Below are 25,603 nucleotides of genomic sequence, written 5' to 3' on the forward strand. Positions count from 1 at the left end.
TGTTTTATTTATGTAAACAAAAACAGGGTTATTGTATGATTTCACATTTGAATGAACTATGTGTTAATTATAAAAGAAAAAATTTTAATTACGATTATATAAAACAGCTTTATGAATTATCAAATAACTTAAGAGCTTTTTATAAACAGTTAGCATTAGAGCTCTTAGATTGGGAAGATGAATTCTTAGTACCTTGCAATAATGAAGAAAATTTTGAAACTCAATGGTTCATAAAAGGGAAAATTAGTCCAATTAAAAATATATTAAAAAAACATATTCAAAATGGCAGAGGCAACAAAGCAGCTATCATTTGGAGAGGAAAAGATTACACAGAAAGGATTTTAACTTATAGATCTCTATATGCCGATGTTTCAAAATTTGCTTCTGCTTTGAAAAAATTAAATTTAAATAGAACAGATAAAATTTTAATCTTTATGCCAAACATCCCTGAAATTATAATAGCAATGCTTGCTTGTGTTAAACTGGGACTAGTACACACTGTTTATCATCCAAGTTATTCTGCTGAAAATTTAGCCAGTCGTTTTGAAGACTGTAAATATTCTATTATAATTACTGCAGATGGCTATTTTTCAAAAACTACCATCAACTTAAAAGATAAAGTTGATCAAGCTTTAAATATAAGCCAGCACAAACCAAAATATTGTATCGTTGTTAAAAGGCTTGGTCAAAGAGTACATATGAAACCTCTGAGAGATTTATGGTATCACGATTTAATTAGTGATGAAGATTATTCAAGAGCCTTTGCAATTGAAGAAGCTGTATATGATGCCAATGATACAATTTTTACTCTTGTTACATCTACACATCTTACTACACAAAAAGCATTAAAGTATAGAGCTGCTGGTTTTTTACTTTGGGCGAAATTTTCGCACTTGTTACTTTTTGATCCAAGTGATGAAGATATTTTCTGGAATACTGCAGACATTTCTTGGATTACTGGTCACACATATAAAGTATATGGGCCTTTACTAAATGGTCAAACTATCTTTCTTTTTGAAGATACTATAGAGGTAGATAATGCAATGGATTTTTATGAGTTTTTAGATAAATATAATATAAACAAATTTTACACAACACCTACTATTTTAAATAGATTAATGAATGCCGATGAAAAAAAAGGTATTTTTAGAAGACAAAAGTATTTAGAGTTAATTGCAACTGGCGGTGAAAGAAGAAACGAAGAATCTACCAAATGGGCATTTAAAAAACTTTTAAATAATGAACATCCAATGATAAATATCTATACCATTACAGAAGCAGGTGGTGCAGTTTCTGCCCAAATACTAGGTTTTAGCGAGATAAAAAACATATTCTCTGTAGGAAAACCGCTTCCAGGTATACCATTGAAAATCATCGACAGTAAAACTGGCTTAGATATTGAGCAACCTTTTATTAAAGGTGAAATTACTTTTTCCTCCCCATTCCCTTCCCTAACATCTGGCTTTTGTGGAAATACCAAATTGTCAAATAAAATATATATAAAATCGATTGGAATAAACAAATTTTTTAGAACAGGAGATGGTGGAGAATATCTTGAAGATAAAGATATTCTACTTACAGGTAGGATGGATGATGTTTTACATGTTGGAGGAAAAAGGATAAATTTCTTAATGATTGAGGATGCAATAAAAAGTCATAAAAACATAAAAGATGCAGCTGTAGTAAATATTATTGATGAAAAAAGAGGGGAAACATTGATAGCTTTTTGTGTTTTAAATAAAAATATCGATGAAAGCTTTTATAATGATCTTTTTATAGAAATAAATGAATTAATAATTGATAAAGTGGGTGAAGTAATTTTACCTGATATTTATAAAATTACTTCAATAATACCTAAACTACCAAACGGAGAAGTTAATAGAGAAATATTAAAAGAAGTTGCTTTACAAATAATATAATAAATAACGGAGGGTTTTTGATTATGATAGTGAAAGATTTTATGACAAAAAATGTCATAGTTGCTTATGAAAACGAAAATATCAGAGATGTAGTTTTAAGACTTAGAGAAAAAAATATTTCAGGGGTGCCAGTTTTAGATGAAAATAATAATGTTGTAGGAGTATTCAGTGAATCAGACCTTTTAGCCCAATTACCAGACATATTACACGAAGCAGAACAGATCCCATTGATAGATGTAAAAGAATTAACCGATGCGCCAGTAAAAACTATAATGGGCAAGCCACCAATAACTATCCATGAAAACGACTCACTCAAAAAAGCTGCCGAACTATTTCTAACAAAATATATTCATAGACTTCCTGTTTTAAACGATGAGGGTAAACTAGTAGGGATAATTTCACTTGGTGATGTGCTAAAAGCGTTTATAGAAAACGAATCCTGTCAATAAAATAGAAAAAGGGGGAGTTATGTTTGAAAATTTTTTAAGCACCTTGGACAAGACAGTCAAGTTGCAAACTATTCCAGTTGCAACAAAATTCATCAAAGAAAGCAGCCAAATTGAAGGGATCAAAATACGATTAAAAAACAAAAAAATCAATATTTGTCAGCAAATTGCATATTCAAGGTATTACGGATGGTCAACTTATGTTGAGGGCAACTACAGCTATTGCGTATTAGGTGCAAGCAACTGTGGATTAATTTCCACACCTGAAAGAGTAATTGAAGGGAAAGTAAATTGTTCAATATATCAAAAAGATATTAATGCTGCCAAAAAGATGCAAGAATGCATGCCAAGAGTAAAAGAAAGATTTACAGGCTTTTTAACTTACCCATTAACAAAACCTATTGAAAATATCATAACTGATGTAATAGTGATTTATGCTAATACTGCTCAAACCATGCGTTTTCTTCAGGCATTTTTATATCATGAGGGTGGTGAATTTGTAATGAAAAGCAGTGGTGATGCTGGTGTTTGTTCAAGATGTGTTGTAGAAGCCTATCTAACAAATGAACCAAAAATTGAAATTCCCTGCCTTGGAGATAGAAGATTTGCAATGGCTCAAGATTTTGAATTAGCGATAGGTATCCCATACAAAAAATTGGATAAAGTAATTGAAGGATTACTGGAAACACATAAAGCTGGTATAAGATATCCTATCCCTTTTGATATGAAAGAGCATTGTGAATTACCAAAAGAATATACCACATTAGAAAATGATGCATGAGGTGAAACTTGAAGCGGGATGAAGTAAAAAAGTTTGATGGAAAAAACGGCAATAGAGCATATATAATTTACAAAGATAAAGTTTATGATGTAACTGATAGTAAATTTTGGAAAAATGGCATTCACATGTCAAGGCATAAAGCTGGTGAAGATTTAACTGATTTCATCTCAATGGCACCCCATGGTGATGATGTTTTAGAAAGGGATAATATTAAGTTTGTTGATGTATTAGAACCTGAATCAATCAATGATAAAGAAGATAAAAAAGAGCTCTTAAGAAAGCTTTATAGTAAATTACACCCCCACCCTATTTTTGTGCATTTTCCAATGGGTATATTTTACTTTGGAGCATTAATGCAACTGTTATATCTTTTAACTAAAAACAGTACCTTTGAAAAAAGCGGATTTTATGCATTAATAGTTGCTACAATATCTATATTTCCTACAGTAACTTCGGGCATTTTAAGCTGGTGGATAAATTACGATTTAACATTAACAAAAATCTTTAAAAACAAAATAGTTTATTCTGTTATACTTACCGTTTTATCCATTTTATTAATTTTTATTAAATTGCAATCATCATCTATTATAATTTATACAGTCGGTTATTTTTTACTTATACCCATACTTACTTTTATTGCATACAATGGTGGTAAAATTACCTGGCCTAATTAGTTTTTAATTTTGGAGGAATGAAATGGATAAAAAGTCTAAAATAAAGGCCTTAGAGCAAATGATAGAAGTAGTGCTAATTAGAATACCAAAAGAGATTGAGGCCATGAGATTTTATAAATCAGCAGCAGAAAAAGCTGTAGATGAAAATGCAAAAAAACTTTTTGAATCTTTAGCAGAGCAAGAAAAAGGGCATGAAGCAGAACTGAGAAGAATACTAGAAAATTTAAAAGCTCAATTATCCGAATTAAAAAATTCCAGCTCTTGATGTTGTAAATAATTTAAAAATCTGTTATCATAATTATATGAATAACTTAATAAGTTCATTTAAATTACAAGAAAAACATATCGAAATTTTTAAAAAATATGGAAATGAACTTAATATAAAAACAGGAGAATTCCTTTTTTATGAAAATGATGAAGCAAAATCTGCATATCTCTTACTTGAAGGTGAACTTGATGTTTTAATCAAAGATAGCGTTGATTCTCTACGTTTAATAAATAAGCTTCATCCAATCACTCTTTTTGGAGAAATGGGCTTATTTACTACAGGTAAAAGAACAGCGACAATCAGGGCAACCAAAAATTCTAAAATAATAGAAATTGAATATAAAACCTTTCTTAGCATTGCATCTAAAATTCCAGCAGTAAATCTTAATATGATTAAAGAATTAAGTAAAAGACTAAAAGAATGTAACGAAAAATTAATAGAAAATATTGACTATCAAGCCAAAACTAAAACCATAACATATATTTATAAAGTTTTTAAAGAAAGATCAAAAATTGAGTTTGAAGAGAACTTAGAAAATATCTTACCTATTATAAATATAGAAAAGAGTGAGCTATTAAAAACGCTTTTCTTTTTAGAAAAATTGAAAGTTATTTATCAATTAGATTTAATTGACAACAACAAATTAAAATTTAATATTAATAAGAACTTAATTGAAAAATATTTTTTCAAATTTCTTTTAGGTGAAATAAAATAAATGGGATACACAGTCACTGCAAAATCATTGGAAGAAGCTTTTGAAAAAGCTCAAAAGTATTTTCAAAGAAACCTTTCTGAATTAGATTATAAAATTGTATCTATTAATCCAAATGATGAAAATAAATATACTTTAGAATTTAATATTAAAGAGACAGTTATAGGTAAATCTGGAAAATTATACGAAGAGATTTTCACTGACGAGTTTGAAGTTATTATTTCAGATGACGAGATGAAAGCTTATCTATTTATCCCTGAAAAACCAAAAAAAAATATAGACAAAGATTACTTGGTTAATTTATTAAATGAAAACAGTGTAAAAAGTGGTATTCTTACAGATGTTTTAGAGAAAATTGTACTTTTTCTAAAAAATGACAAACCTTTAGATTCATCAATATTAGTTGCAAAAGGAAAACCTCCAAAAAATGGAAATAATGGAGAGCTTATTTTAAAAAGCAAATCAGACGATATCTTAGACTCATTTTTAACAGCAGATGAAATAGATGACAAAATAGATTATAAAGAAGTTTTTAAAAAAAGGCTTTTTATTGTTGAAGAAAATGAAGAAGTAGCAATGATAATCCCCCCTTCCAAAGGGGAAGATGGCTTTACAGTAACAGGGAAAGTATTACCTGCAAAAGATGGAAAGCCTGTAGAAGTTAAATTAACAGATAATTTAATACTCAAAGACAACAAAATTATTTCTAAAATCAAAGGGTTGCTTTTAGTAAAACAAACAGATAATCTTAACTATGAAATAGATGTTTCAGAAGTATTTATAGTTAATGAAGATGTTGATTATTCTACTGGGAATATAGATTTTCCTGGCTCAGTCATTATCAAAGGGGAAGTAAAAACTGATTTTACTGTAAAAGCTGGAAAAGATGTAATAGTCCAATCTGTCTCTGGAAACATTTTAGCTGAAGGGAAAATTATAGTTAAAGAAGGTGTCACGGGAAAAAGTTTTGCAAATAGAAATATAATTAAGGCTGATGAGTTAGAAGCAAGTTATATACAATTTTCAAATATCACTGTAAACAAAGATATAAAAGTAAAAAAATATATTAGAGATTCAATAATTTATAGTGAAGGGAAAGTAGAAGTAACAGGTACACCCGGAATGGTTTATGGAGGGAAAATAAATGCTTTAGAAGGGATTACAGTAAAAATATTAGGCTCACCTTCATTTACCAAAACTGTAGTTTCCACTGGTATATCAACTAAAATTTTAAACGATATTTCCACTTTATTAGCAGAAAAAAGTGCAATAAATGAACAACTAACAAAAATCAGACTCTATCTTGGTAATGCAGATCGTCCATTAGTAAGGGATAAATTAAAAGAAAAAATAGAAAAATTGAAAGCAACAAAATTTGAACTCAACAAAAAATTAATGAGTATAGAAGTAAAACTTAAGGAGTTGTATGAAGAAGTGCAAAAATTCAAAAACTCAAAAATTGAAGTTTTAAAAGAGGCTTATCCTAATGTAAAAATTATTATTGGGGAAGCTACCTTATTATTAGAAAAGAAGTTAAGAAATGGATATTTCTTTTATAATAAAGATAAAAATGCAATTGATTATATGTTGAAATAAATAAAAAAAAGGGCTACAAAATGCAGCCCTTAACCCTTTATATTTTAAATCTTTTTATTTGAGTTTGTAATTCTTCAGCAAGTTTTGATAACATCTCAACAGCAGTAGCCATTTCTGAAGCAGCTATTGAATTTTCATTAATTACTTTCGAAATACTTTCTATTGATCTTGCCATCATTTCTGTTGCTTTTGCTTGTTCATCGGTTGCTCTAGCTATATTTTCAACTTCCATCGAAACAGTTTCTACATTTTCTTTAATTATATCAAGAGCTTCTTTTGCTTCATCAGCTTTTACTTTTCCTATTTCAACCTGCTCCACCCCTTCACTCATACTTGCCACAGCCCCACCTGTATCCGCTTGAATATTTTGTATCATTTCGGTAATATCTTTTGTAGCTCTCATTGTTTTTTCAGCTAGCTTTCTTACTTCATCAGCAACCACAGCAAAACCTCTACCATGCTCACCAGCTCTTGCTGCTTCAATTGCAGCGTTTAACGCTAAAAGATTCGTTTGATCAGCAATATCATTAATAACCTGAATTATCTCACCAATTTGCTCACTTGATTCTCCAAGAGTCCTTACAGTCTCTGCAGCTTGAGAAACTGTTATTGCAATTTGATCCATCATCTGTTTTGTCTCTTCTACCAAGGCATGACCTTTAACAACAGATTCTTTTGCTTCTGCTGCACTTTTTGCCACATTTGCAGCATTTTGAGCTACTTCCATAACAGTTGCATTTACCTCTTCTACTGCGCTTGCTGTTGCAGCTGCCTCTTCACTTTGTTCTCTTGCACCAGCTGCAATAGCCTCAGAATTTGAAGCTAGTTGTGCCGAAGTAGAAGCTAGTGATACCACCGATTCAGAAACTGAGCTTAAAACATTTCTTATATCATCCACCATTTTATTTACAGCTTTTGCAACAGCACCAACCTCATCATCATACTTTACATCCACTTTTGCGGTAAAATCACCATTTGCAATTCTTGCCAAGGCTGCATTAATATTATCAAATCTTGAGAATATCAATTTTGAATTTAAAATATAAAGCATTGCAATAATTATAATTAAAACAATTATTAAAACAGAAAAATCTCTTGTGATATTTTTATTTATCATAGCATTAATTGGAGCTAGAGGAATAAAAATTTCAAATGCACCATGTACTTCACCTGCTTTCCAACCCTCCATTTTAACTCCTGTTGGATCCAACCCTTTGTCATTCCCCCAATATTTCTCACTCTCAGCTGGATCTCCATGACACCATTCACACTCTTTAGAAAGTCTTATGGCTTTAAAATATCTTATATAACCAGAATCTTTATCTATTAAAACCTTCTCAGGGGTATTTCCAGTGCCTGTATCTTTACTTTTTAACTCAGATAATACTTCTTCCTCTAAAGAATCAGGTTGATTATCAGGGTTTCTTGGTGAAACTTTAGGAACTTTAAATTTTATACCTAACTCTTTTGCCTTACTTTTAATTATTTTCATTGAACTAACAACAGGAACTGTCAATAAAAACTTATTTACATCCTTTTTAATTTCATCAAAATTGTATAAATTAGCGTCCCATTTTTTAGCCATAAACTCTCTTGTCCCTTCAGCAACTACAATAATATTTCTTGCCCTTTCAACTTGAGATTCAATAGCAGTTTTTTTTGCAATTTTTGCGCTAAACAGAAATAAGATACTAAATGAAATCAACAAAATTACAGATATTATTAGAGCTAACTTTAATTTTAAACTCATTATTTACCCCCAAAATCACAGATTTATTATATAATCGTCAATATAAAGAAAATATTTAATTTTTTTCAATATTCTTTAAAAAGGAAACAAGAACAATATCTGTTTTTAAAATATGATTTTCATACCATTCTCTTAACGATTTTAATACTAATAAAGTATCAGCTTTATTCATACCACTTAAAATTTTTAATCTTTTTTTAGCAAAATCTTTTCTAAACTTTCATGTTCCAACTTATGTACTTCATAATCTGGATAGTTATATTTTTGCATAAACTCTTCTTCAGTTTTGAAATGAGTTTTTACATAGTTTTCTAAAAATGTTAAGGAATCTGAAATAGCTTTTTCACCCTCCCCTACTTTAAAGTATTTTTCAATTTTTGCCAATAAATAAAACATAGCTCCATGCTGCTCATCAATCCTATCTATCCCAGTTATTAAATTCTCTGGTAAATATTCTTTCATTAACACCTCAAAAAATCCCGGCTGAATGCTTCAGAGGGGAGGAGGGTAGAAGCATAGGATCAGCCGGGCAAAAAGAAGCATTGTTATTAATTATATTTTATACAAACTTTAAAACTTTTTCAACTTTTATTTAAATTTTAAACTAAAGTTGTTTCCTCTTTTCTAATTATTCTATTTTTTTCATCAACCTGGATTACAACAGGTTTTAAATCTTTTAACTCTTCTTCATCATACAAACCATAAGATACAATAATAACCATATCCCCAGGCTGTACAAGCCTTGCAGCTGCACCGTTTAAACAAATTTCACCACTTCCTGGTCTACCTTCAATTGTGTAAGTGGAAAATCTTGCACCGTTCGTAATATTGTAAATATCAACCTTTTCATAAGGTAAAATCCCTGCAGCATCCATAAGCTCTTTGTCAATGGTAATACTACCTTCATAATGAAGATCAGCATCTGTCACTGTAGCTCTGTGAATTTTGGATTTAAACATTATCCTTTTCATATTACACCTCAAATATATTATTATCTATAAGTCTTGCCTTACCCACAAATACAGCTAAAGCAAGTAAAAATTTATCTTTTATATCCTCAACTTTTTCTAAAGATTCAGGATCTACAATTTCTACATAATCAATTTTTGTATAAGGATGTGAAGAGATAAAATCAATAACCCTCTTTTTTATCTCACCTGCGCTTCTCACCCCTTCAGCCAAAGCATCTTCAACAATTTTAAAAGATCTATTTAGTGATAAAGCTGACTTTCTTTCCTCCTCATTAAGATAAACATTTCTCGAACTCATCGCTAAACCATCAGATTCTCTCACAATTGGCATACCAACAATATTTACATCCATATCAAGATCTTTAACAAATCTTTCAATAACTTTTAATTGCTGATAATCTTTTTTCCCAAAATAGGCATTGTCAGGCTTTACAATATTAAAAAGTTTTGTAACAACTGTGCATACACCATCAAAATGACCTGGTCTGCTAGCTCCACATAAAACCTCGGTAATTTTTCCCACAGAAACTTTAGTCAAAAAGTCTTTTGGATACATCTCTTCTACAGATGGGTAAAACAATACATCAACACCCTCTTTTTCCAGTATGGCTTTATCTCTTTCTAAATCTCTTGGATATTTATCAAGATCTTCATTAGGCCCAAATTGTAATGGGTTTACGAAAATACTTACTACTACTTTGTCATTTTCCTTCTTTGCTTGTCTAACAAGTGAAAGATGCCCCTCATGCAAATATCCCATAGTGGGCACAAATCCTATTTTATATCCATTATTTTTAAAATCTTGACTTATTTTTTTCATTTCTGCTTTACTATTAACAATCTGCATAACTAACCTCTAAAAAAAGTGTGTTCTTTTGACGGGAAAACATCATTTTTTACTTCTTCTATATATTTTTTACCACCATCCAAAATAACTGACTTGACATCAGCATATCTTTTAACAAACTTTGGGACAAAATCATCAAACATACCAAAAACATCATGGAATACTAGTATTTGGCCATCGCAATCTTTACCAGCACCAATACCTATTGTTGGCACTTTGACTGTTTCAGTAATCTTTTTACTTACTTCAGCAACAACCCCCTCTAAAACGATAGCAAAAACTCCAGCATCTTCCAAAGCCAGAGCATCCTCTATCAATTTTTCATCCCCTTCTCTACCCTGGATTTTATAGCCACCCATAGAATGAACATATTGAGGCATAAGACCTATATGCCCCATTACATTAATACCTCTATCAACAAGTTTTTTTATTAATGATGCAACATTTTTCCCACCTTCAAGCTTAACAGCCTCTGCACCACTTTCTTTAATAACCCTTACACAATTTTTTATGGCATCCTCTTCACTAACATGATAAGTTCCAAATGGCATATCAGCCACTAAAAAAGCTCTTTTTAAACCTCTCTTAACAGCCTTAGTATGATAAATTATTTCATCAAGTGTTACATAAAGGGTATTTTCATATCCATTAATAACCATTCCTAATGAATCACCCACCAATACCAAATCGACACCTGCTGCATCCACTAATTTTGCTGATGTGTAATCATAAGCTGTAAGACATGCAATTTTTTCACCATCATTTTTCATTCTTTTTAAATGATTAATTGTAATTTTCTTTATCTCACTATATTTACTCATTTATCACCTCAAACAAAAAAAGCCTTCCGGCGGAAACCGGAAGGCTATTTATCGCACAAATATACTTTTCATAAATATAGCCGTCTCGGTCCCGCCAGGGATCCAAGCGTTTCGAGCTGTAAAATATATAATTTTTCACATTTGTCAAATAATTTTTTAAAAAAATAACTAAAAGCTTGACAGTTTAAATTTTAATTGCCAATATATTAGGGGTGGTCAAATGAATATAATTTTAAATAAACCTATCAGCAAAAAGTTTGATAATTCGCCTTCTGGGAAACCGGAAGGCTTTTTTTTTATCCGGAGGTAAATTATGCAACAATTTGAAAAAGAAATTTTAAATACTCACGAACTTGATAACATGCTTACAAGACTTACATTCCAAATTTTAGAAAAATTCTCCGATTTTGAAAACACCAAAATAATTGGAATAAAACGAAGAGGAGCAATCTTAGCAGATAGAATACATGAGAAAATAAAGCAATTTAAAAATTTTAATATTGATATAGGTTATTTAGATATCACTCTTTATAGAGATGATTTAACTGAAATATCGGAATTTCCTATTTTACGAGGCACAGAAATCAATTTTGATGTTAAAAACAAAAATATTATCTTAATAGATGATGTAATTTTTACAGGTAGAACCGTAAGGGCTGCTTTAGATGCCATAATAGATTATGGAAGACCTAAAAAAATAATTTTAGCAGTTCTTATTGATAGAGGGCATAGAGAACTGCCTATTCAACCTGACTTTAAGGGTAAATATGTTCCCACCAGCCTCGATGAAAGAATTAATGTAAAACTAAAAGAAATAGACGGAATTGATAGTGTTAGCATAAGTAAAATGATAAAGTGAGGGCGCTATGAGTTTTACAAAAACTGACCTTATTGGTTTAAAAGATTTAACAAAAAAAGAAATACTTTTTATTTTAGAAACTGCAGAAAAATTTAAAGAAATTAATCAAAGAGATGTAAAAAAAGTCCCTACACTAAAAGGGAAAACTATTGTTAACCTTTTTTTTGAACCTTCAACAAGGACAAGAACTTCATTTGAAATCGCTGGAAAAAGATTATCTGCAGATACAATAAATTTTTCTGCATCATCAAGTAGCACATCAAAAGGTGAAACACTCATAGATACAGTCAAAAATATAGAATCTATGAATGCTGATATGTTTGTAGTAAGACACGCTTTTTCTGGTTCTGTAAAATTTATAGCAGAAAACACGAAAGCAAATGTAGTAAACGCTGGTGACGGAACAAATGAGCATCCCACTCAAGCTTTACTTGATCTACTCACAATAAAAGAGCATAAAAAAACCTTTGAAGGGCTTAATGTGGCAATAATTGGTGATATTGATCACAGTAGGGTTGCAAGATCCAATTTGTGGGGGATGAGTAAATTAGGAATAAATGTAAGATTATATGGACCCAAAACAATGCTATCAGAATATTTCAAAACTTTTGATTGTAAAGTATGTTCAAATATTGAGGAAGCTGTGGATAATGCAGATGTAATTATGATGTTAAGGATTCAGCGTGAAAGGCAATCAAATCTATTATTACCTTCACTAAGGGAATATTCCAAGTTTTTTGGATTAAATAAAAAATTATTATCTCTTGCTAAAAAAGATGCAATTATTATGCACCCTGGTCCTATCAATAGAGGTGTTGAGCTGCCATCAATTCTTGCAGATTCTAAACAATCTGTAATTTTAGAACAAGTGGAAAATGGTGTTGCAGTAAGAATGGCAGTATTGTATCTACTATCACTAAATAAAAAGGGGGAATAAGATGCTAGTTTTAAAAAATTGCAAAATTATTAACTTTGACAATATATTAGAAAATTTTAACATTATTATAGAAAATAATATAATTAAAGATATAACAAAAGAAACTCCAGAAAATTGTGAAATTATTGACTGTTCTGGATTGATCGCCGTTCCAGGTCTTATCGATATGCATGTTCATTTCAGAGATCCTGGGCTGGAATATAAAGAAGATATAAAATCTGGTAGTGAAGCAGCGGTAGCTGGAGGAGTTACCACTTGTCTTCCAATGGCTAATACAAAGCCTGTTAATGATAATAGTTCTATTACCAAATATATGGTTGAAAAAGCAAAGGGAATTGGACTGATTGATCTTTATCCAGTTGCTGCAATCACAAAAGGGATGAAAGGTGAAGAATTAACAGAAATGGGTGACACTTTAGAAGCAGGAGCAATTGCTTTTTCTGATGATGGACTTCCTGTAATGAATTCAGAAGTTATGAGAAGAGCTTTAGAATACGCTTCTCAGTTTGGTTCTTTTATAATTAGTCATGCGGAAGATAAACATTTAGCAGGAAAAGGTGTTATAAATGAAGGTAAAATTTCCACAATTACTGGTTTAGCAGGTATACCTGCAGAAGCAGAAGAGATTATGATAGCAAGGGATATCTTGTTAGCAAAACTTACTAAATCACATGTACATATAGCTCATGTAAGTACAAAAGGGAGTATTGAATTAATAAGATGGGCTAAAAAAATGGGAATAAATGTTACAGCTGAAGCTGCTCCTCATCACTTTACACTAACGGATGATTATCTCACCAATTATGATACAAATTATAAAATGAATCCACCACTTAGAACAAAAGAGGATAAAGAAGCAATTATTGAAGCATTAAAAGATGGGACTATAGATGTAATAGCAACAGACCATGCTCCACATCATAAAGATGAAAAATTTGTAGAGTTTGACAATGCTGCTTTTGGGATTACTGGATTACAAACTTTAATCCCTTTAACTTTAAAATTAGTTGAAGAAGGAAAGATTGATTTGAAAAAATTTGTTGAACTTACATCTTATAAACCTGCACAAATTCTTAAATTAAACGACAGAGGCTATATTATTAAAGGTAAAAAAGCTGACATAACTTTAATTGATATAAATAAAGAATACATTTTTGACGACAAAATAAACAAATCAAAATCTACAAATTCGCCATTTTTTGGGAAAAAGTTAAAAGGGGCTGCAATTTACACAATTAAAAACGGAAAAATAGTTTATACATTTAAATGTTAAAATGAAGAAAACACCTCTATTATTAAGTAAAGATATATCAAAGAGTTTTAAAGTTACCAATAGTTTTTTTTCAAAAAGCAATTTATCTGTAAATGCACTTAAAAATGTGACACTCAAAATTTACCCAAAAGAAATTGTAGGATTGGTGGGAGAGTCTGGAAGTGGTAAATCAACTTTAGCAAAAATTTTAGCTGATATCTACAAACCAGATAACGGCAAAGTTTTATATAAAGGGAAAAGCCTAACTGATTGCTACAATGAGTACCGCAAAAATGTTCAAATGGTTTTTCAAGATCCCTATTCCAGTCTTAACCCAAAACTAAAAATAATAAATACATTAAAAGATGGGGTATCCAATTATATTACAAGCAATAAAGATGAATTAAAAAATATCTGCAGCAAATTAATTAGATCTGTAGGTCTTGAAGAAGATCATCTTTACCGCTACCCACATCAATTCTCTGGTGGGCAACGACAAAGAATCTCTATAGCTAGAGCACTTTCTACTGACCCAGAATTAATACTTGCTGATGAACCTGTTAGTGCATTAGATGTATCTGTACAGGCAGAAATACTGAATCTTTTTAAAAAGTTAAATGTTGAAAAAGGTAAAAGTATACTGCTCATCTCACACGATTTAGCAGTTGTATATTTTCTATGCAGTTATATCTATGTAATTTATAAAGGGGTTATTGTTGAACATGGAAAAACTGAAAAAATAATAAAATCACCCAAACACCCTTATACAAAACAGCTCATACTATCTAAAGATTTAAAAGATTACAGCGTAAAAAAAGAGATAATTAAAGACAGTTTCTGTCCATTTGCAGACAAATGTCCCAACTACAGCTCAAATTGTGAAAAAACGCTTAAAGAAGTAAAAATATCAAATGGACACTTCATTAAATGTCACAACATAAAATGATTGATTAAACAAAAAACTTTTATATACTAAAAAGATAAATTCTATTATCTAAAGGGGTTAAAAATGTTGAAAGTATTTAATACCTTAACTGGGAAAAAAGAAGAGTTTGTTCCATTAGTTGAAAATAAAGTTAGAATGTATGTCTGTGGTGTAACAGTTTATGACTACTGTCATATAGGGCATGCAAGAAGCTCTGTAGTTTTTGATATAATCAGAAGATACCTTATTTATAAAGGGTATGATGTAACTTTTGTCAAAAACTTTACTGATATTGATGATAAAATAATTAAAAGAAGTAATGAAGAAAATATCCACTGGAAAGAGCTAACAGAAAAATTTATTAAAGAACACGATTATGACATGGAAAAATTAAACATATTGCCACCTGATCTCACCCCCAAAGCTACAGAATTCATAGATGAAATGATTAAACTGTGCGAAAAATTGATTGAAAAAGGGTATGCATATGTTGTCGACGGGGATGTTTATTATCGTGTTGAAAAATTTAAAGAATATGGAAAACTATCTAAAAGAAATTTAGATGAGTTGATGGCTGGTGCAAGAGTAGAAGTTGATGAAAGAAAAGAGAACCCTCTTGATTTTGCCCTATGGAAGAAAAGTAAAGAGAATGAACCATACTGGGTAAGCCCTTGGGGGAAAGGGAGACCAGGCTGGCATATAGAATGTAGCGTAATGAGTGCAAAATTATTAGGAATCCCTTTTGATATTCATGGTGGAGGAAAGGACCTAATATTTCCTCATCATGAAAATGAAATCGCTCAAAGTGAAGCAGCAGAAGAAAAGATGTTTGCAAAATATTGGATTCATAACGGTTTTGTAAATATTAACAAAGAAAAAATGTCAAAATCTCTTGGCAACTTTTTTACAATAAGAGACATAATTAAAGAATTTGACCCTGAAGTTTTAAGATTTTTTCTTTTGACTACTCACTATCGTAGCCCAATAGACTTTTCATTTGACCATTTGATAGAATCTGAACAATCTTTAAATAGAATCTATACCTTTTTAGATGATCTTGAACACTATGTTTTATCTAAAAAAGGTAAAAATTATTTAGAAGAAGCAAATAAAATCTTTGAAAATTTCAAAAATGAATTTGAAACAAGTATGGATGACGATTTTAACACAGCAAAAGCATTAGCTGCTATATTTGATTATATCAAAGAGATAAACAGATTGCTCAATCAAAAAGTTGATCAAGAAACTTATGAATCTATTATTAAACACACTAATAATTTCAAAATAGTGGTTAATCAAGTGCTTGGTATTATAAACAAAACTCCTAAAGAATGGTTTGCTTCAAATCTTCCAATATCTGAAAATGAGTTAATTAAAAAAATTGAAGAAAGAACAAACGCTAGAAAAAACAAAAACTTTGAACTTGCAGATAAAATTAGAGATGAGTTATCATCTTTAGGTATTGAACTATTAGATACTCCAACTGGTACAAGATATAGAGCATTAAAAAAACATGAGGGGTTAAAATGAATATATTATTAACAGGTGCAGCAGGTTTTATAGGTTATTTTACTGCTAAAAAACTTTTAAAAGATGGACACAAAGTAATTGGGGTAGATAATTTAAACGATTATTATGATGTAAGGTTAAAAGAATATAGAAAAAATGAGTTAATTAAAAACGAAAATTTCCAATTTTACAAACTTGATATATCAAATTATGACAGTTTGTCTGTGCTGTTTCAAAATCACAAATTTGATGCAATTATTAATCTTGCTGCTAGAGCTGGAGTTAGATACAGTATAGAAAACCCTTTTGTTTATTTTGAAACAAATTCCACAGGGACTTTAAATCTATTAGAGCTTGCTAAAGATTATGATGTAAAAAAATTTGTGCTTGCTTCCACTTCAAGTCTTTATGCTGGACAAGAAATGCCTTTTACTGAAGACAAACCCGTAAATACCCCTATTTCTCCTTATGCTGCATCTAAAAAATCAGCAGAGGTTACAGCATATACCTACCACTATTTTTACGGTATAGATGTGTCTGTCGTAAGATATTTTACTGTTTATGGTCCTGCAGGTAGACCTGACATGAGTGTCTTTAAATTCATTTCTCAAATTTATAAAGAAGAACCAATTATTGTCTATGGTGATGGTTCGCAATCAAGAGATTTTACCTATGTTGAAGATATAGCTGATGGTACTGTTAAAGCCTTAAAAGAAGTTGGTTATGAAATAATTAACCTTGGCAATAATAATCCAAATAAACTTATAGATATGATACATTTAGTTGAGCAATTACTTGGGAAAAAAGCCAAAATAATAAATAAGGATTTTCATAAAGCGGATATGATGGCCACTTGGGCTGATATCACAAAAGCTAAAAAAATTCTTGGCTGGGCACCAAAGGTAGACCTTAAAACAGGCTTAGAAAACACTGTAAACTGGTTTTTAGAGAATAAAGATTTTGCTTTTGACATAAAACTAAGAGATTAACACAACAATATTTAATTTTTTTGTTGAGTTATAAATTATATTATGCAAACTCTTTAACAAGGTTGTAAAACCAATTATAGCTTTTAATTTTTGCTTCAATAATATTGTCTAAAGTTAAACCAAGAGAATTTTCTATCTCATCTAAGTCTTCATTTTTATCTGATATTTCTACAATTTTTAATAATTCACCTAAATAACCTGAGTACTCAAGCACAGCTTTTTTGATATCATCAGAAATAGCAAACTCTTTTAATAACTTCTCCTTGGGCATTGAAAAAAGTACATCAATATTTGACAATAACCCAGCCAAAAAAGCACTATCACAATCCGATTTTTTCAGATAATCATTACATAATATTTCCATTGTTTTAGCCTTAACTGCTACCATTTGAAATAAAGGGGAATCTAAACCTGATTCATCTTTTGAAACATAGCTTAACATAATCAACCAATTTAAAAGCTTTCTCATCCCAATCAAACTGATAGCGTGCCTAATAGATTTAACTTCATTTCTAAGGTAAAATGCAGCTGAATTAATAAATTTTAGTAAACTGATACTCAAATCAGGTTGCATAGCAAATGCATCTACAATCTGCTTAATACTTGCATTTTTATTTATCAGATTAATAAGTCTTAAGATTCCAAACTTTTTAGGATCAATTTTTTGAGCCTCTAATATTTGTGGTTTTTCAAAATAAAACCCTTGAAAATACTGATAACCTAAAAATTTACATAAATCATACTGTTCAAATGTCTCCACTTTTTCAGCCAATAGAAAAAAGTTGGTTTTATTTAAATGATTAGTAACCTTAATAATTTCAGATTCGCCCAAATTTAAAATGTCAACTTTAACAATATCAATCAAATACTCTAATTTTTTAAAGATTCAATATTTGTTTTATTCATTGTAAAATCATCCAGTGCAAACATATAGCCATTAAGTCTTAATTCTTCTATCCTATCCAACAGAGATTCATCTACAATAACATCTTCCAAAATTTCTAATATAACTCTGTTGCTCGGCAATAACTCAACAATAGGTGACATAATAACATCTTTATTCACATTTACAAAAGCAACCCCTTTACCAACTAAAGCATCAATACCAAAATGTTCTAAGGCATTTATAAATGTTTCAATTACAGTCTTAAATGGATCATCTATCTCAGCTTTATTCGTCAAAGCACTTCTACGAAAAAGAAGCTCATATCCAAAAACTTTACCATTTTCATCAAGTATTGGTTGTCTACCTATAAAAGTTTTATTTAAATTCATAGTTCCTCTTTTCTGTTTTACATTAATTAATAATAATAATTTTTAAATAAATTTCAATTTAATCATTTAACATTTTATCTATATCAATACCCTGCTCTCTATATTCTTTTAATTTATTTCTGAGAGTTCTAACTGTTATACCAAGTATTTCTGCGGCTTTTGTCCTATTACCCCCTGTATCTTTTAACGTGTTCAGAATTAATTCTCTCTCAACTTCTGCAATACTTCTATTTTTTAAAATATCTTGATAATTATCAACAAAATTTTTACTGTCTTCTTTATTTTCTTCCATTAAATGGACATCAAAACTATTAAAATCTTCTTTTGAAAAATCTTCATTAAAAACAAGTCCATGCAAGAAAAGATCTTTCGGAGTTATTTCAGAACCTTTAGATAATATAACTGCTCTCTCAATAGTATGCTCTAATTCCCTCACATTACCAGGCCAATCATAATTAATTAAAGTATTTCTCGCATCAATACTTAACGGTTTTACTCTTTTCCCATTAGACTTAGAATATTTCTCTACAAAAAACTCAGCCAAGTGTAAAATATCTTCCTTACGTTTCCTAAGTGGTGGGATATTAATGTTTATAACATTCAATCTATAATAAAGGTCTTCTCTAAAATTACCCTTTTTAACCTCTTCTATTAAATTTCTATTTGTAGTGGCAATAACTCTAACATCTACTGAAACTGGCTTTATCCCCCCTAATCTTTCAATCTCCTTTTCTTGTAATACTCTCAATAACTTTGCTTGTAGATTAATAGGTATCTCTCCAATCTCATCTAACAATATAGTCCCACCATCAGCGAGTTCAAATTTCCCAGGTTTTCTTTTTTCAGCACCTGTAAAAGCCCCTTTTTCATATCCAAAAAATTCACTTTCTACTAAACTTTCTGGAATTGCAGCACAATTCACAGCAACAAAAGGTTTGTTTTTTCTTCGACTATTTTCATGTATAAATCTTGCCAAAACTTCTTTACCAGTACCTGATTCTCCAGTAATAAGCACTGTTGCATCAGAAGTAGCAACATCTTTAGCCAAATTAAATATTTCAGCCATATACCTACTTTTATAAACAAATCTTTTGCTTTCTATCTGCTGGTCATCTTCTAATCTATTTATATTAAATACCCTTTCAATCAGTTCTTCTATTACTTCTGGAGGAAAAGGTTTAACAATATAGTCAAAAGCGCCTAACTTTAAAGCCTCTACAGCAGTTTCCACAGTAGCATAAGCTGTTATAAAACATAAAGGTGTTTTTATACCAGCATTTCTTAGCATTTTGAAAAATGATATCCCATCAATTATAGGCATTTTTATATCTGAAATAATCAAATCATAGCTTGCTTTCATAGCTTTCTCAAACCCATCTCTTGCATCATTAGCCAAATCAACATCCATACCTAACCTTGAAATAGTCAGCTTTAATCCATTTCTCATATTTTCATCATCATCTACAACCAAAATCTTCTTTATTTCACTCATAATTTAACCCCTTTTTAACTTGATAATAAATTTAGTATAACTTTTTCCATCACTTTCCACATAAATATTACCTGAATGAGCTTTTATAATCTTATACACAATTGATAACCCTAAACCTGTCCCCTTTGTTTTTGAAGTGTGAAATGGGATAAATATCTTTTTCATAAAATCTTCATTAATACCACAACCATTATCTTCTACAATTATTATATCAAAATCTCCCTCTTGATAGCAAGATACACTAATAATCCCACCTGTATTTACAGCATCTATTGAATTATGAATTAGATTCATAAATACCTGCTTCATTAATTCGTTGTCACAATATATTGTAAAATTTTCATCTATCTTATTAACAAACTTAATTTTTTTATCATTCATCAAGTGTCTCAAATACAACACAACATCATCAACAATATCAGACAAATAATACTCTTTCTTATTTACTATAACCTCTTTGGTGAATAAAAGTATATTGGAAATTGTACTATTAATACTTTTTACCCCTTTTAAAACTGATTCAATCAAAACACGCTTTTCATTATCATTTTTTAAATCCCTTGCAAGCAAAGAGGCAAAAAGCTCTATGCTACCCAATGGGTTTCTTATCTCATGAGCAATATTAGCAGCCATTACCCCCATCGATTTTAAATGCTCATCCCTTCTATGCTCCTCTTCCAATTCTTTTAAATGTGTTATATCTTCAACTGAATATGTCCATCCTTTTACATCTGAATGCTCAAATTTCCCTATATGTACCCTAAAAATAGCACCTTTCAGATCAAATTCATAAGAACCTTCCGCTTTAAATTCGATCAATTTTGATAAAAATTGATCTCCATAAATTTCATAATATTCTTTATATTTTTTATTTGATAAAATAATAGAATTGTCATCTGCGATTGCAACTATTGCGTTATTTGTGCTCATTAAAACTGATGAAAGAAGAGAAGAAGTCTCTTCTAACTTTTGATTCTTTTCCTCTACTTCTTTTCTAAGTTTTTCAGTTTCCTCTTTTAATTTTTGATAGCTTTCCTGTAATTTCTCAGTTGCAGTATTAAATATGTTAAATGCTTCATTGAGTAGCTCTAGCTCGCTTTTTCTAATTTTTCCATCCACTTTAATTCCTTTAATTCTTGTTCTGCTAATTTTTTGTAATAAGAACTTGAAAACTCTTTAACAATTTTTTCAAAATACAAATAAGCATTATCTTTATCATTAATTTGTAAGTAGCTTTTAGCTAAAAAATAGTATATTTTTGGCAACTCATTTTTATTTTCATCAAATTTAACAGCTTCATTTAAATATTTTATAGCCTCACTATAATTCTTTTTTTCAAACTCTAAAAATCCTAACTCAACAAAAATATTAGGAAAGTCTTTAATCATCCCTAAAGAAGTTAATTCATTGCTAGCTAATTTTAATTCTTTATATCTCTCATCAGTATCTAAAGAGTATATTATTTTTAATAATAAATCGTATTTAAACTTTAAATCTTTTTTATAATATTTTAAGATTTTAAGAAGATCAGCTTTTTTACTGTATTTAAGTTCGTCATAAATTATTGTTAAATCATTTTTGCTTAACTTATTTACATTCTTATCTGTAACTTTTTCACCAAACAATATCCCCAATAAATTAACGATAGAATTATCAAATTTTTTTATATCGCTATATATTTTTTTAGCAGTTTCAAAATCACCCAATTTAAAATAACTAAATGCAATATACCCTTTTAAAATTGCAACATCTTCTTGATTTTTTATTTTCTCAATCCAAATAGAATTATCAGAATAAAATTTTATTGCTTTAATAAAATCACCCTCTTTTACTAATCTAATTAAATTTTCTACAATATAGTTATAAATATTTTCCATAAAATCCTTGCTATATCTACCATTTGGGTAATAAATAAGATACTCTTTAGACAATGCAATAGCTTTTTCTTTATTATTATCAATACTTTTACTAACTAATTGATTATACAAGTCTTCAATCAAGTTATCCCACTGATTTTTAAAATAAATTTTTTTATTTTCTATTAAGTATGTTTGAGCAGCTTTTAAAGTATCTTCAAAAGCCCCTTTTTCGTACATCTTTTTTAATTTTATCAAAGCAATACTTTCCTTTATTTTTGATGCTTCAATATAGTACTTTGAATCAGGAAATTCTTGAAGTAATCTATTTACATAACTTTCACTCATTGCATAATTACTCTCTTTTAGAAATTTTTTTGCAAATTCTAAATAGATTTTTTGTTTTATATCATAAACTCTATTTAATTCTAAAGAATCAAAAAATTTAGATTCAAATTCTTTAATACGAACTAATGCTTCATCATATCTATTAGAATAAAAATATGATTCAATAATAAGTCTATCTGCATGAGCCATAACATTTACATCTCTACCAGATTCTAAAATATTACTAAAAAAATCGATCCAGTATTCAGTAGGTTGCTCCTTTAAATGTTTTTCAGCATAATAAACTGCTGCTTTTTCTCCACCTACTTTATCTTTATACTTTTCTTTACACTCCAATAAAAGACTATCTGCCAATTTCTTTTTACCTTTCTTCTCTAATAATAATGCGGAATTAAACATAGCCATATCTGCATACTTACTATCAGGATAAACATTATAAATTTTTGAATAAATATTAATGGCGTAGTCAATATCCCCTTTTTCTTCAAAAGTTTTTGCAATTGCAAATAAAGTATCTGACCCGAGTTTTAATAAATCATCCTTTTTGTCTATAATTTTCAAAAAATATTCTTTTGCTAAGTTAATATCTTTTAGAAGAAAATATAGTTTTCCTATATGAGCTAAAACCTCTACAGACTTGTCATTGAATTTATCAGAATATTCTTTAATAGCATTTATTGCCTTATCATATTGTCCAATATTTTCATATATATTTACGATTTTAAAATAACTCTTTTTGGCATTTAATGTATTAGGATAGCTTTGAATAACACTTTTATAATCAAAAATCGCTTCATAGTACATGCCAGCTTTCTCTTTACTCATTGCAGAATAGAATAAAGCATCAGAAGCTAAGTAGTGATCAGGAAACTTTGAAGCAAAATCCGCCAAATAGTCAGCTGCCAAAAGATAGTTTTTTGGATCATTTTCTCCTAATTTATAATAAATCATCCCCAGTTTATAATAAGCTTCTTGAGCATAAAAATCATTTTTATGAAGATTTATTATATCCATTAATTTGTTGATAGCATTTTGATAAAGTCCATTTTTTATAAAATTTTCAGCTTCTGTTAAAGATTTCTCTGCTTCTTCATTTTTTATTTTTTTAGTTTGTGTTTTAATGACAGGTTTTTCTATTATCGACTTTAATCTTACATCGGTTATTTCCCTTCTTGGGGTAAATACCAATAATAAGTTTTCATTATCAAATCTATAAAAATAATCTGTATCTTTGTTAATCTCAATTATAATGCTGTTTTCACCAACTTTTATGCTTTTAACAAATTTGCTTTTTAAGTCTCTTGTCTGTGAATATTTTGCTTTAGAATTTAAAAATACAACTATCTTGTTATTCTTTTTTGTTATTTCTTTAAAATAAGGTTTAATATTATCAAATCTTATTTCAGTTGCATAATCAGATTCATTAAGAAGCACACTGTAAGCAAAAACTGAAACAGCAAATAATAAAATAAAAATTACTTTTTTAATCATAATAATATTTTAATTCGACTAAAAATAATTTACAAGCGAAACTTGAATAAGTAAAGAAGTTGCCACAAAAAGTGGCAACATATCAATGTATATATCTACCAACAGCTAAAGCGACACTTTTTAGCTCCCCCATGAGCCTTAAAAATACATCTGGCTTCAAAGATTGAGCACCATCACTCATAGCATTTTCTGGGTCAGGATGCACCTCAATAATCAATCCATCTGCACCTACAGCTATAGCAGCTTTAGAGAGTGCAGGGACATAATGCCAATGTCCTGATGCGTGAGAAGGATCTATAATAATTGGTAAATGAGATTTCTCTTTTACCACAGGAACACAGCTAATATCTAAAGTATTCCTCGTTGCAGTTTCAAAAGTTCTTATCCCTCTTTCACATAGCACTACATTTTTATTCCCTTCAGATAAAATATATTCTGCTGACATTAAAAACTCTTCAATTGTAGTAGCCATCCCCCTTTTAAGCAAAACAGGTTTATCTGTTTGACCAAGTAGCTTTAATAGAGCAAAATTTTGAATATTTCTTGCTCCCACCTGAAACATATCAGCATATTTGTAAACCACATCTACATCCCTTGGATTTACAACTTCTGTAACTATGGGAAGCTCTGTAATTTCTCTCGCCTTGGCTAATAATTTTAACCCTTCTTCACCTAAACCTTGAAATGAATATGGGCTCGTTCTTGGTTTAAAAGCTCCACCTCTTAACATCTTTGCTCCTGCTGCTTTTACATATTCTGCAGTTTTAATTATCTGTTCTTCACTCTCAACAGAACAAGGCCCAGCAATCACTACAATTTCCTCTCCACCAAACTTTACACCACTTACATCAACAATAGTTGTTTCCTTTTTAACCTCTTTACTAGCAAGCTTATAAGGCTTTGTTATTGGAACTACTCTATCAACTCCAGGCAAATCTTCAATTATTCCCACCTCATCCCTTTTACCACCTATACCCACCAATCCAACCACATTTCTCTCCTTCCCATAGATTACATGTGGAGTAAAACCCAGAGATTTAGCTTTTTCACAGACTTCGTTGAGCTCTTCCTTTGTTGCTCCAATTTTCATAACAACTATCATAAACACCTCCTTTTAGGTAAAAAAAAAGGCCACAAGCGGTTTTGCCGCCTGTGGCCTTTATATATTCTAACTACACTATTATGGCCAACTCAGGCGGCACCTCTAAAAAAGTTGTAAAAAAAGTAAAAGAAATTATAAGAATATTGTGTATGATGCTCAAGAAAATTTTGGACACTAAAACTTAATAATTTTGGTAACATGATCTTTTATTAACCTTTTATTAATAAATTGTCAAGCATTAGTATCTGCCGGTGATTGAAAAGTCCTTTTAGCAAGCTCTTTATCAATCATAAAAAGCCCATTTCCAGAGTTTTGAACTAATTTGAGTTGATCAAGTATCTCATTTACACTGGCTTCTTCTTCAACCTGCTCAGTCACAAACCACTGTAAAAAAGTATGTGTCGCATAATCTTTTTCCTGCATTGCCAGATCCACTAATTCATTAATCGATTTTGTTATAAATTTTTCGTGCTCTAGGGTTTTTTCAAACATATCAAGAGGAGACTCAAATTCTTGCTCTGGCTGCTCAATTGCTTTTAGCTTCACCTGCTCGCCTTGATCTAAAATATACTTGTAAAATTTCATTACATGTGTCATTTCTTCTTGATATTGAACATAAAACCAGTTTGCAAAACCTTTTAATCCGATATGCTCACTATATGCTGACATAGATAAATATAGATATGCAGAAAAAAACTCCTTATTTAACTGCTCATTTAATGCTTCTGCCATTTTTTTACTAATCATTTCAACCTCCTAATTTTTATTAATTCTAAATTAGAA

25 protein-coding genes are annotated in these 25,603 nt (G+C 29.9%); 13 read left to right on the plus strand and 12 right to left on the minus strand.

The genetic code is table 11. The features are described 5' to 3' along the window. The first annotated feature begins 35 nt into the window (after positions 1 to 35). From OWM07_RS07875 to OWM07_RS07905, 7 genes are read left to right on the plus strand one after another with little or no spacing between them, the layout of a single operon-like run. Positions 36 to 1,919, plus strand: coding sequence for an AMP-binding protein (locus OWM07_RS07875; protein WP_423303139.1), 1,884 nt, complete (start codon positions 36 to 38; stop codon positions 1,917 to 1,919). A 23-nt stretch (positions 1,920 to 1,942) separates the two neighbouring features. Continuing rightward, positions 1,943 to 2,368 (plus strand): CBS domain-containing protein, encoded by a 426-nt coding sequence (locus OWM07_RS07880; RefSeq protein WP_423303140.1) that lies wholly within the window; start codon positions 1,943 to 1,945, stop codon positions 2,366 to 2,368. Between the two features lie 19 nt (positions 2,369 to 2,387). Beyond that, complete coding sequence (locus OWM07_RS07885) at positions 2,388 to 3,146, plus strand: DUF169 domain-containing protein (RefSeq protein ID WP_423303141.1); 759 nt, start codon at positions 2,388 to 2,390, stop codon at positions 3,144 to 3,146. A gap of 8 nt (positions 3,147 to 3,154) precedes the next feature. After that, positions 3,155 to 3,820 carry a DUF2231 domain-containing protein gene (locus OWM07_RS07890; RefSeq protein WP_423303142.1) on the plus strand — a complete coding sequence of 222 codons (666 nt, stop codon included), beginning with the start codon at positions 3,155 to 3,157 and terminating at the stop codon, positions 3,818 to 3,820. A gap of 22 nt (positions 3,821 to 3,842) precedes the next feature. Next, positions 3,843 to 4,085: a ferritin family protein gene (locus tag OWM07_RS07895; protein WP_423303143.1), complete on the plus strand. Its 243-nt coding sequence runs from the start codon at positions 3,843 to 3,845 to the stop codon at positions 4,083 to 4,085. Positions 4,086 to 4,122: 37 nt separating this feature from the next. Next, on the plus strand, positions 4,123 to 4,803 hold the full coding sequence (locus OWM07_RS07900) for a Crp/Fnr family transcriptional regulator (protein WP_423303144.1): 681 nt from the start codon (positions 4,123 to 4,125) through the stop codon (positions 4,801 to 4,803). After that, positions 4,804 to 6,396 carry a DUF342 domain-containing protein gene (locus OWM07_RS07905; protein ID WP_423303145.1) on the plus strand — a complete coding sequence of 531 codons (1,593 nt, stop codon included), beginning with the start codon at positions 4,804 to 4,806 and terminating at the stop codon, positions 6,394 to 6,396. 37 nt (positions 6,397 to 6,433) lie between these two features. On the opposite strand, the gene OWM07_RS07910 is transcribed toward OWM07_RS07905, so the two are convergent. From OWM07_RS07910 to panB, 5 genes are all read right to left on the minus strand, one after another. After that, positions 6,434 to 8,146, minus strand: coding sequence for a methyl-accepting chemotaxis protein (locus OWM07_RS07910; RefSeq protein WP_423303146.1), 1,713 nt, complete (start codon positions 8,144 to 8,146; stop codon positions 6,434 to 6,436). A gap of 186 nt (positions 8,147 to 8,332) precedes the next feature. Next, positions 8,333 to 8,608 (minus strand): bacteriohemerythrin, encoded by a 276-nt coding sequence (locus OWM07_RS07915; protein WP_423303147.1) that lies wholly within the window; start codon positions 8,606 to 8,608, stop codon positions 8,333 to 8,335. 137 nt (positions 8,609 to 8,745) lie between these two features. Beyond that, a complete protein-coding gene (panD, locus tag OWM07_RS07920; protein WP_423303148.1) occupies positions 8,746 to 9,117 on the minus strand; it encodes an aspartate 1-decarboxylase in 372 nt (123 codons plus the stop codon). 1 nt (position 9,118) lies between these two features. Next, positions 9,119 to 9,964, minus strand: a complete 846-nt coding sequence (gene panC, locus OWM07_RS07925; protein WP_423303149.1) for a pantoate--beta-alanine ligase — start codon at positions 9,962 to 9,964, stop codon at positions 9,119 to 9,121. Positions 9,965 to 9,966: 2 nt separating this feature from the next. Continuing rightward, a complete protein-coding gene (gene panB / locus OWM07_RS07930; RefSeq protein WP_423303150.1) occupies positions 9,967 to 10,785 on the minus strand; it encodes a 3-methyl-2-oxobutanoate hydroxymethyltransferase in 819 nt (272 codons plus the stop codon). 313 nt (positions 10,786 to 11,098) lie between these two features. Here panB and pyrR point away from each other — a divergent pair, with 313 nt between their 5' ends. The 6 genes from pyrR (at position 11,099) to OWM07_RS07960 (ending at position 17,256) form a co-directional block, all read left to right on the plus strand. Then, a complete protein-coding gene (gene pyrR / locus OWM07_RS07935) occupies positions 11,099 to 11,644 on the plus strand; it encodes a bifunctional pyr operon transcriptional regulator/uracil phosphoribosyltransferase PyrR (RefSeq protein ID WP_423303151.1) in 546 nt (181 codons plus the stop codon). A 7-nt stretch (positions 11,645 to 11,651) separates the two neighbouring features. Beyond that, positions 11,652 to 12,581 carry an aspartate carbamoyltransferase catalytic subunit gene (locus tag OWM07_RS07940; RefSeq protein ID WP_423303152.1) on the plus strand — a complete coding sequence of 310 codons (930 nt, stop codon included), beginning with the start codon at positions 11,652 to 11,654 and terminating at the stop codon, positions 12,579 to 12,581. A 1-nt stretch (position 12,582) separates the two neighbouring features. Next, a complete protein-coding gene (locus OWM07_RS07945; protein ID WP_423303153.1) occupies positions 12,583 to 13,854 on the plus strand; it encodes a dihydroorotase in 1,272 nt (423 codons plus the stop codon). A gap of 1 nt (position 13,855) precedes the next feature. Next, on the plus strand, positions 13,856 to 14,779 hold the full coding sequence (locus OWM07_RS07950) for an ABC transporter ATP-binding protein (RefSeq protein ID WP_423303155.1): 924 nt from the start codon (positions 13,856 to 13,858) through the stop codon (positions 14,777 to 14,779). Between the two features lie 63 nt (positions 14,780 to 14,842). Further along, positions 14,843 to 16,288: a cysteine--tRNA ligase gene (gene cysS, locus OWM07_RS07955; protein WP_423303156.1), complete on the plus strand. Its 1,446-nt coding sequence runs from the start codon at positions 14,843 to 14,845 to the stop codon at positions 16,286 to 16,288. Beyond that, positions 16,285 to 17,256, plus strand: a complete 972-nt coding sequence (locus OWM07_RS07960) for an SDR family NAD(P)-dependent oxidoreductase (protein WP_423303157.1) — start codon at positions 16,285 to 16,287, stop codon at positions 17,254 to 17,256. Before cysS ends, OWM07_RS07960 begins: the two co-directional genes overlap by 4 nt. Positions 17,257 to 17,296: 40 nt before the next feature. Here the strand turns inward: OWM07_RS07960 and OWM07_RS07965 are convergent, their stop codons facing one another. The 7 genes from OWM07_RS07965 to OWM07_RS07995 form a co-directional block, all read right to left on the minus strand. Beyond that, positions 17,297 to 18,121, minus strand: a complete 825-nt coding sequence (locus tag OWM07_RS07965) for an EAL and HDOD domain-containing protein (RefSeq protein ID WP_423303158.1) — start codon at positions 18,119 to 18,121, stop codon at positions 17,297 to 17,299. Positions 18,122 to 18,126: 5 nt separating this feature from the next. Further along, entirely contained in the window at positions 18,127 to 18,531 is a 405-nt protein-coding gene (locus tag OWM07_RS07970; RefSeq protein WP_423303159.1) for a YuxH family protein, read from the minus strand. A 58-nt stretch (positions 18,532 to 18,589) separates the two neighbouring features. Beyond that, a complete protein-coding gene (locus OWM07_RS07975) occupies positions 18,590 to 20,023 on the minus strand; it encodes a sigma-54-dependent transcriptional regulator (RefSeq protein WP_423303160.1) in 1,434 nt (477 codons plus the stop codon). 3 nt (positions 20,024 to 20,026) lie between these two features. Beyond that, positions 20,027 to 21,142 carry a sensor histidine kinase gene (locus OWM07_RS07980; protein ID WP_423303161.1) on the minus strand — a complete coding sequence of 372 codons (1,116 nt, stop codon included), beginning with the start codon at positions 21,140 to 21,142 and terminating at the stop codon, positions 20,027 to 20,029. Then, positions 21,112 to 23,718, minus strand: a complete 2,607-nt coding sequence (locus tag OWM07_RS07985) for a tetratricopeptide repeat protein (protein ID WP_423303162.1) — start codon at positions 23,716 to 23,718, stop codon at positions 21,112 to 21,114. The genes OWM07_RS07980 and OWM07_RS07985 overlap by 31 nt, the downstream gene beginning before the upstream one ends. Before the next feature lie 82 nt (positions 23,719 to 23,800). Next, positions 23,801 to 24,820, minus strand: coding sequence for a 3-deoxy-7-phosphoheptulonate synthase (gene aroF, locus OWM07_RS07990; protein WP_423303163.1), 1,020 nt, complete (start codon positions 24,818 to 24,820; stop codon positions 23,801 to 23,803). Between the two features lie 231 nt (positions 24,821 to 25,051). Beyond that, positions 25,052 to 25,567, minus strand: coding sequence for a ferritin (locus OWM07_RS07995; RefSeq protein WP_423303164.1), 516 nt, complete (start codon positions 25,565 to 25,567; stop codon positions 25,052 to 25,054). Positions 25,568 to 25,603: the final 36 nt, after the last annotated feature.

The organism is Deferribacter thermophilus (assembly GCF_049472675.1).
GTDB lineage: Bacteria > Chrysiogenota > Deferribacteres > Deferribacterales > Deferribacteraceae > Deferribacter > Deferribacter thermophilus.

Excerpts from the sequence above, each read along its gene's own strand:
- OWM07_RS07875 (WP_423303139.1), top strand. The coding sequence starts at position 36 with ATGATTTCACATTTGAATGAACTATGTGTTAATTATAAAAGAAAAAAT.
- OWM07_RS07880 (WP_423303140.1), top strand. The coding sequence starts at position 1,943 with ATGATAGTGAAAGATTTTATGACAAAAAATGTCATAGTTGCTTATGAA.
- OWM07_RS07885 (WP_423303141.1), top strand. The coding sequence starts at position 2,388 with ATGTTTGAAAATTTTTTAAGCACCTTGGACAAGACAGTCAAGTTGCAA.
- OWM07_RS07895 (WP_423303143.1), top strand. The coding sequence starts at position 3,843 with ATGGATAAAAAGTCTAAAATAAAGGCCTTAGAGCAAATGATAGAAGTA.
- OWM07_RS07900 (WP_423303144.1), top strand. The coding sequence starts at position 4,123 with ATGAATAACTTAATAAGTTCATTTAAATTACAAGAAAAACATATCGAA.
- OWM07_RS07905 (WP_423303145.1), top strand. The coding sequence starts at position 4,804 with ATGGGATACACAGTCACTGCAAAATCATTGGAAGAAGCTTTTGAAAAA.
- OWM07_RS07910 (WP_423303146.1), bottom strand. The coding sequence starts at position 8,146 with ATGAGTTTAAAATTAAAGTTAGCTCTAATAATATCTGTAATTTTGTTG.
- OWM07_RS07915 (WP_423303147.1), bottom strand. The coding sequence starts at position 8,608 with ATGAAAGAATATTTACCAGAGAATTTAATAACTGGGATAGATAGGATT.
- panD (WP_423303148.1), bottom strand. The coding sequence starts at position 9,117 with ATGAAAAGGATAATGTTTAAATCCAAAATTCACAGAGCTACAGTGACA.
- panC (WP_423303149.1), bottom strand. The coding sequence starts at position 9,964 with ATGCAGATTGTTAATAGTAAAGCAGAAATGAAAAAAATAAGTCAAGAT.
- panB (WP_423303150.1), bottom strand. The coding sequence starts at position 10,785 with ATGAGTAAATATAGTGAGATAAAGAAAATTACAATTAATCATTTAAAA.
- pyrR (WP_423303151.1), top strand. The coding sequence starts at position 11,099 with ATGCAACAATTTGAAAAAGAAATTTTAAATACTCACGAACTTGATAAC.
- OWM07_RS07940 (WP_423303152.1), top strand. The coding sequence starts at position 11,652 with ATGAGTTTTACAAAAACTGACCTTATTGGTTTAAAAGATTTAACAAAA.
- OWM07_RS07945 (WP_423303153.1), top strand. The coding sequence starts at position 12,583 with ATGCTAGTTTTAAAAAATTGCAAAATTATTAACTTTGACAATATATTA.
- OWM07_RS07950 (WP_423303155.1), top strand. The coding sequence starts at position 13,856 with ATGAAGAAAACACCTCTATTATTAAGTAAAGATATATCAAAGAGTTTT.
- cysS (WP_423303156.1), top strand. The coding sequence starts at position 14,843 with ATGTTGAAAGTATTTAATACCTTAACTGGGAAAAAAGAAGAGTTTGTT.
- OWM07_RS07960 (WP_423303157.1), top strand. The coding sequence starts at position 16,285 with ATGAATATATTATTAACAGGTGCAGCAGGTTTTATAGGTTATTTTACT.
- OWM07_RS07970 (WP_423303159.1), bottom strand. The coding sequence starts at position 18,531 with ATGAATTTAAATAAAACTTTTATAGGTAGACAACCAATACTTGATGAA.
- OWM07_RS07975 (WP_423303160.1), bottom strand. The coding sequence starts at position 20,023 with ATGAGTGAAATAAAGAAGATTTTGGTTGTAGATGATGATGAAAATATG.
- OWM07_RS07985 (WP_423303162.1), bottom strand. The coding sequence starts at position 23,718 with ATGATTAAAAAAGTAATTTTTATTTTATTATTTGCTGTTTCAGTTTTT.
- aroF (WP_423303163.1), bottom strand. The coding sequence starts at position 24,820 with ATGATAGTTGTTATGAAAATTGGAGCAACAAAGGAAGAGCTCAACGAA.
- OWM07_RS07995 (WP_423303164.1), bottom strand. The coding sequence starts at position 25,567 with ATGATTAGTAAAAAAATGGCAGAAGCATTAAATGAGCAGTTAAATAAG.